The following is a 6,717-nucleotide window of genomic DNA, read 5'->3' as shown; positions in this document are numbered from 1 at the left end:
AACGCCTCGCCATTCAGCCCCGGGCATCTTGAACAGAGGACTTGAGCTTCGGCTAGGCGAAGCGTTTTGAACCGCGACGAACGAAGCAACATGAAGGAGAAGGTGACTCAACCGTCGCATCCACGCGAAGTCAAATCCTTATTGGTTATCCGGTATGGTGTACTAGGGTCAGAAATCCAGTGCGTTCATTTCTCGATAGATCAATTCACGCCGACGGATTTCATAGTTGAAGTTGACGAACTGAAGTGTAGCTGATTGAGGATATGTGTTGCATAGTGCAGCGCATGAAGTTGATGCGATTGCTTTAGCGATTGCTGGTGCCGAGACACCTTTGGCGAGGTTGCCGTCTAATGCTGTAGCTACTTCCTCACGCAGTTTCTTTAGATCGGATTTGCGTTTCAATGCAAACCCGATATTGAGGATGCACTGCAATTGACGTCCAAACGAGTCGAATGCATCAAGTATGCCATTGTTCTGTGTGATAAAAGCTTCCAGCTTCTTGGTGTCAGCCTTGTTCAATGGCTTTACGAACGCAGCATGTGCTGCCTCCATCTCAAATGCACGCTTCCACTTGTTGTTAACGATTCGTTTGACGATGTACAACGGCCCGTCGTAAAGCTCCTTTGGTTCGTCAGGCGAAGTTCGCATCTCGTAGTGTGCTGGCACTTCGGAGAGAACGCGCCAAACGCCAGCAGAGTACGATCGCACCCAATCGTTCTTTTTTATGGCCATCGTCTCTGTTCAGTCGGATAACGGCGGACATCACGGGGGACGGAGAGTTGGTCTTCCATTCGTGCAATCGCGCAAGCCGTCCTCCCGTACATGTCATGGTTCGCCGCTATTTCGGGCGTTCGTCAAATGACCCACCGTCGGAGTAAAGTCCATCCAGGAAAATCTTGAAAGTTTCCGAGTGAAGCTCAGGTTCACCGGTGTCCCACGTGAACGAGTATACGCGACCTGCGTGGTCGCCATAAAGCCCGACACCTAGTTTGACGCCATCGTAGATTTCCGCGATCTCTAAAAACCAGTCGGGCAGATCCGGATCGCGTTCTTCCCAAATTGCGGATAAGTCGCTGTAGTCTCCCCGTCCGACGTCCCATAGCGAAAACAAGATGTACGTTGCTTGATTCTCAGGATTGCAGTCACCTTTCCAAACAGGAAAAGGACCATCCATCAAAAACTCGCGATAGTCCACCGGCAATTGGTGACCGATTCTCCGCTCGAATTTCTCGATCAGTTCGGTACGTGAGGTCATGGCATCCAATTCTCGGCGAACGTCCGGGTTCACCGGGTCGGGTGTGTTGATCAACCACTTGGAAACGCCCGCAAGCCCGACTCCGTGTGCAACCCATGGTTCGTCGTACTATAGCGAAGGAGTCAGTGTTGCGTCGGCAATGGCGTTCCAGCGTCGTCCTCACTACTATACATGAAGAATGGCTTGGGGGCGGCGGGATCAAGTTGATCTGTTGCTCGCAAATAGGGTGTGAATGGCTGGTCAGTGAGCAAGCGATAGTAGCCATCATATGACAGCATTATGTACGAAAATTGACGCTCCCGCTCGAATGATCTGTCGGCGTCGAGTTCGACGATGTATGTCGCCGGCAGTCCGGTCGGAGAAATGACAAAACGCTCAACGTTCCCGTTCGCAAGTGTGATTTCGAGTGGGCAGGTAGTTGGCGGATAAGAGTAAAACGCCTTCGGCGTTCTCGATGTGCCGAGCCAATCTTGAATTCGACTAAGAACCTCGCGATCAGAAATAGTGACGAATTCACGGTCAACGTGCGGCTTGAAGCGAACCGACGAGATGTTGGCATCCCGCACATCCGCGATCGCGTGATTAAAGCGAAACAGAAGAAACCGATCAAAGATGGCCGGGCTAAGAACGATGAGTGCAACGATAGCGCCGAGAGTTGCGATCCATTGTCTAGACCGTTTGGTCATGGTGTATCCAATTGCTCGACGAACGTCGCCCGTCACCGGGCCGGGAGAGAAAAGTCTACCACTGCCGAAAAGCCCGCAAGCCCGGCTCCGGTGCACGGGATGGTTCCCCGCTTTTGCATCTATTTACGGTTTGATGCCCCAGATCCGCCCAGCATCGTAGCAGGATCCGCCGCCGTGATCCTGATTTCGACGCCGCCCATCAGTACGTCCGTTGAATCGAGAACGCGTTCCATCAGGTCAAACGTGTCAATCCGCTTCTTCATGTCTCCGTGCGAAACGCGTTGTGGTGCAAATCGCTTCCAAGTGAAAGCACATACAACAAACCGATACCCTGTCCCTGCGGAATACGTGAGTGCGGACTGAGTGTTCGGGCACCACAAGTACTGCTTGTCGGTGAAGAGGCCAGAATCAATTGCGTTTGCCAGAGCCGCCCACGCCTGCGGTGGCATTTTCCAATCTTGTGGTGGATCGCCCCCAATTTTGGGCGACCCAAAGAACTGATGATTGCAGTTGCACGGTAAGCGTTCGGCAGAACTATTTGCGGGCTAGTTTCCGGCGGCGTGCTCGGCGTTCTTTGGTCTTGGCGGCTCGGGCCAGGGATTCAGCCTCGCGATAGCTGCGGACTTTCTCTGGATGAGCCATCGCCCAGGTGTCCGGAAGCAATTCGTCAAGGTCCGAATCGCCGCCGGCAAGACGCCTCAGCACGTCATTGATATACGCCCACATGTCCAAGTTGTGTCGGTGGGCACGGGCGGTCAACGTGTACAGCCGCGCCGCCACTTCACCGCCCGCCTCGCTGCCCAAGAACAACCAGTTTTTGCGACCGATCGTCAGACGACGAAGATCACGCTCGGTGTCGTTGTTGTGGATCGGCAAGCCGCCATCCTCGGTAAACACGCTCAGTGGCTGCCACTGGTTCAGGGCGTAGCGAATCGCTTTGCCGATCGAGCTTCTGGGCAGGACGCGGTAATCGCCCGCCTGTTCATCCAGCCATAACTTGAATCGACCCAACAACGGCACCGATCGCTCGCGACGAATCGCCAAACGGTCCTCGTCAGTCAATTCCGCGCAGGCGTCTTCGATATCGAAAAGCTCTCGATAAAACGATAACGCATATGCCGACCTTTTCGGATCATTTGATTTGGCCGCCTCAAACTTCCGACGCACGTGCGCATGACAACAACTCGCCACGATGCGATCCCTCGCGCCCAGGTACACGCCATCGCTGACGCCATAAGCATCCACACACACGTAGCCTTCAAAGTCCGATAAGAACTTTGCCGGACCGTCGCGATCGGGCGTACCATGTTTTCGAGAAGTTTGAAAATCAAAAACGTTATACGGTGCATCCGGTCGCCCACGCGCAAGCCACATTCGCGCCGTACGCATCTTCCCGGGAAGCGAAGCGTCTTGCAGACGCACCGGCGTATCGTCCATGCCGATGATAGGACTGGCGATCAAGCGATCTCTCATCCGCGTGCACAGCGGCTCGATCAGATCGGCCGCCGCGGCCAGCAGGTCGACCTGCGTGCTGCGAGGGATCGTGACACCGGCACGTGCGAAGACATCTTCCATCCGGTACAGCGGCAAGTGATCGCAGAATTTTCCCAGGATGGTTTGAACCGTCACACCAAAGCCGTAGCGTGAACCAGAAAGCAGCGAAGCGGCGCCCGCGTCACTGCTCGGCGGCGGAGCGACCGTGACGGTTTCTTTGCACTTGCCACAAGCTCGCTTGGGATAGTGCAGTTCATGCACGATCATCTTGCCAGGGACGAACTCCAACCGCTCGCGAATGTCGGTATCGATGACGGGCATTTCTTCGCCACAGCACGGGCAGGCTCGCTCAGCCTCGGGAACGTCGATCGTTTGAACTTCACGAGGAAGATGCTCGGGGAAACGATCTGATTTGCTTCGCTTGCGGCGGCGGTAGGTGATCTCTTCCTCGAGATCATCGCCAGCTTCCCCGTTATCCGGCGCAGCGTATTGTGCTTGGTCAAAGAGAGTCAACTGCGAATCATCGCCGGTGTGTCGCTCGCTTCGCTGGCCGTAAATGTATCGCTTGAGTTGTTCGACGTCTTGGCGAAGCGATTGACATTCAGAGGATAGGGACGAGATGACTTCGTCTTTTTGACGAAGCAGCGTGTGGCACGCTTCGATGCTGTCCGGTAGTGCGGCGTCGCTTGACATGCCTCCGTTTTTGCGAAATCACAAAAAAGACGCAAGCCACCGAAGCCACTTGCGTTTTGATTTTTCGAAAGAATTTGCAATCGCGTTCTTCAGGCTGCGGCGAAACGCTTGCGTCGTTTGGCAGACGCGATATCGATGCCCGACAGTAGCATCGACAATTTCACATGATCAATTTCCAGCGAAGTGCCTTCTCGCTGCAACGGACTGAGCTCAAACGTTCCACTCTCCAGACGCTTGTACCAAATTGCCAGTCCATCACGATCCCAAGCGAGTACCTTGACGCAATCACGACGCCGATTGAAAAACAGGAACAGGTGACCTGAGAGCAATTCGACATCGAAGTGCTCGGCAACGATCCCGGAGAGTCCATTGAAACTCTTTCGCATGTCTGTCGGCTCGGTGAAGACGAAGATTCGCGCGGTTGAGGCGACGGAAATCACGACGGGCGAGCCTGGGAAGTCACCGCGATCGTTGCGGCAATGACTTTTCGGATCACTGCTTCGTCGAGTTGGACGTTGAGCTTGAGGGTCGCTCCGCCGGGCAGCACCAGATCAAGTTCATCGGTGTGCTGCAAATTGAGATTGACCGGGACGAAAGCGGGCGTCGCCCCAGTCGCCGCTGCGGCAAGCTTCTTTTTCCACTGATAGAAATTTGGGACCGAAACGTTCTCTGCCTGGCAAAACGCTTTGACGGTTAGTGAGCTAGCTTGATAGCGACTGAATCGCTCAGCCCAAACCTGACGACGAGACGGCAACATGTTGACCTCCTGGGTTCAAGAAAAACCGCCAACCTACCGCCGCCCATTTTCATCCTCCCGCCGAACGCTTACGTTGCACGGACCATCATCGGCAGTGCAATCAGCGCCGCGAAAGGCAATCGCAATGCAAAAAAGTGCGAGAGTCCGAACAAACGTCATCGTGTTGCTTTGGTCGGGGAACGCCTTCGGTCACCGGGCCGGCGGGGTTGGTTTTCGACCAGCGTTTCCGGTTGCCTGCCGGCTCCGGTGCACAGCTTGGTTATTCGTTCGGGTCTAGACCAGAAAAGGCCGATGGCAGGAGATTGAATCGCGCCCAACGCAGTCGCATCTTCCGTCGGGCCTTGATCGAGCGTGGGTGTGGGGATTTCCGTCTGCGAGCGATGCCGCAATGGCTATACCGAAGCAGTGCTGACGATGACATTGTGGAGCAGGCAAATTACTGAGAAGCAATTTACGATTTAGTCGAATAACGTCGGCGATATGCGGGCGGCGGCGAGAGACCAACCACTTCATCAACCATGACTCCGCCGCTCCGTATCATCGCATGGTTCGCCGTTATACGTAGTCGAAGTAGCGAATCCACCACGAGTCGATTCCGGTCACGCCCAGATTTGATCCAGTGTAATCTGCGTCGAGGTATTGGTACGGGATGTACGTGTATTCGAATCGATCAGCGAGTTCTAGTATCGTAGACAGTATTTCATCGGGCACGCCTTCGTCGTCGTTGATTGTGATAAATGACCCGAAGTTGCTAAATCGAAGTGAGTGATATCGCACTAGCCCAACGGGGAAGATCAATTGGCTATGAAAGCTCGCGTCTTGGATGCACGCTCCGGTTTCAATCATTGGGCTGATGTTTAGAGCAGCGAAGAAAGCAGTAGCAAATTGCAGGAAACGCTCTTGCTCTGATTCGTAGTCAAAGCCGAGCGGATACTCCCAGCGTTCCGGATCGTCGTTAATCTTGAGGAGTTCCACGAAGTTCAGGGCATGCTCCTTTCAGTCGGCGAACGCTTGAAATCACGGGGTTGCGGCCAAAAATCTGACCATCAGGAAACGCGCGACCCGCAACTCCCGTGCATTTCTTTGTTCGTCGAGTATTTCATCTAGTTGATGTCCCATTTGATGCCACAATTTCCGCAACGTGCTTCAGTGACCTTCATTTTTCTTGAAAGGCCCGTAGCCAGCAACGACAAGCCGCCAGTTAGGATCGCACCTGTTGCTTTGCCGCCGCTAATTCCCCTCTTTTTTAGAACCGTTTTAGTTCTTACTTCACCCGTGGTCTGACAATGTGGACAAACGATTCGTCGGTTCTTGAATCCGTAAAAGAAATATCCCAGCATATTCGATAGCCCTTTGTGCGATCTGGCTCGATAGTACTCGATGAATCTTAGTTTATTACGGTAATATTCTCAACATGCGTATTTAAAGCACTACGAATCTGGTCAACGACCTCTTTGGGCGTATTGGGCTTGAAGCGAAGATACATACTCCCATGTTTCCCAATAAAAGGAAGTTGTTGCGTTTCCGGATAGCATTCGAGTGCCCATACGGACGAATCGTTGGGTGCCGGGAGTTCCTTCAGGATGTATCTGTAATCAGCCGTATGCGTGCTATTCGTTGCCATTGGATTCTCTCAAGTTGTAGTTTTTCCGATTCGACGAACGGCGGCCGTCAGCGGGCACGGCCATTGTGGTGTCTATCGACCAATCGCGTCATGCCGTGCTCCGTTGCACGGCGTGGTTCAAGTAAGCCGCTAGCGCGGCGGTTTTGTATTGGTGGTGGAATGGACGCGTGACGGATTGTTGGAAGCAACCTTTCAGGAGGAGCTGTTC

Annotated in this window: 8 protein-coding genes; all 8 read right to left on the bottom strand. The window is 53.8% G+C overall.

The window, feature by feature from the left end; translation table 11 throughout:
• Window positions 1-168 precede the first annotated feature (168 nt).
• Window positions 169-732: a hypothetical protein gene (locus tag FHS27_RS30400; protein WP_184310173.1), complete on the bottom strand. Its 564-nt coding sequence runs from the start codon at window positions 730-732 to the stop codon at window positions 169-171.
• 106 nt (window positions 733-838) lie between these two features.
• Window positions 839-1,255: an SMI1/KNR4 family protein gene (locus FHS27_RS30395; protein WP_184310170.1), complete on the bottom strand. Its 417-nt coding sequence runs from the start codon at window positions 1,253-1,255 to the stop codon at window positions 839-841.
• Between the two features lie 122 nt (window positions 1,256-1,377).
• Complete coding sequence (locus tag FHS27_RS30390) at window positions 1,378-1,941, bottom strand: hypothetical protein (RefSeq protein ID WP_184310168.1); 564 nt, start codon at window positions 1,939-1,941, stop codon at window positions 1,378-1,380.
• Window positions 1,942-2,060: 119 nt separating this feature from the next.
• Window positions 2,061-2,390 (bottom strand): hypothetical protein, encoded by a 330-nt coding sequence (locus FHS27_RS30385; protein WP_184310166.1) that lies wholly within the window; start codon window positions 2,388-2,390, stop codon window positions 2,061-2,063.
• An 85-nt stretch (window positions 2,391-2,475) separates the two neighbouring features.
• Entirely contained in the window at window positions 2,476-4,128 is a 1,653-nt protein-coding gene (gene tnpC, locus FHS27_RS30380) for an IS66 family transposase (protein ID WP_184310164.1), read from the bottom strand.
• Window positions 4,129-4,217: 89 nt separating this feature from the next.
• The gene (gene tnpB / locus FHS27_RS30375; protein WP_146408977.1) at window positions 4,218-4,568 is read right to left on the bottom strand and encodes an IS66 family insertion sequence element accessory protein TnpB; all 351 of its coding nucleotides are present in this window, start codon (window positions 4,566-4,568) and stop codon (window positions 4,218-4,220) included.
• Window positions 4,565-4,885, bottom strand: a complete 321-nt coding sequence (gene tnpA, locus FHS27_RS30370; protein ID WP_146408978.1) for an IS66 family insertion sequence element accessory protein TnpA — start codon at window positions 4,883-4,885, stop codon at window positions 4,565-4,567. The genes tnpB and tnpA overlap by 4 nt, the downstream gene beginning before the upstream one ends.
• Before the next feature lie 555 nt (window positions 4,886-5,440).
• A complete protein-coding gene (locus FHS27_RS30365) occupies window positions 5,441-5,860 on the bottom strand; it encodes a hypothetical protein (RefSeq protein ID WP_184310162.1) in 420 nt (139 codons plus the stop codon).
• Between the last annotated feature and the right edge of the window lie 857 nt (window positions 5,861-6,717).

Origin of the sequence: Aporhodopirellula rubra, assembly GCF_014192335.1 — a bacterium.
Lineage (GTDB): Bacteria > Planctomycetota > Planctomycetia > Pirellulales > Pirellulaceae > Rhodopirellula > Rhodopirellula rubra.
This window is presented reverse-complemented; position numbering and strand designations above follow the sequence as displayed.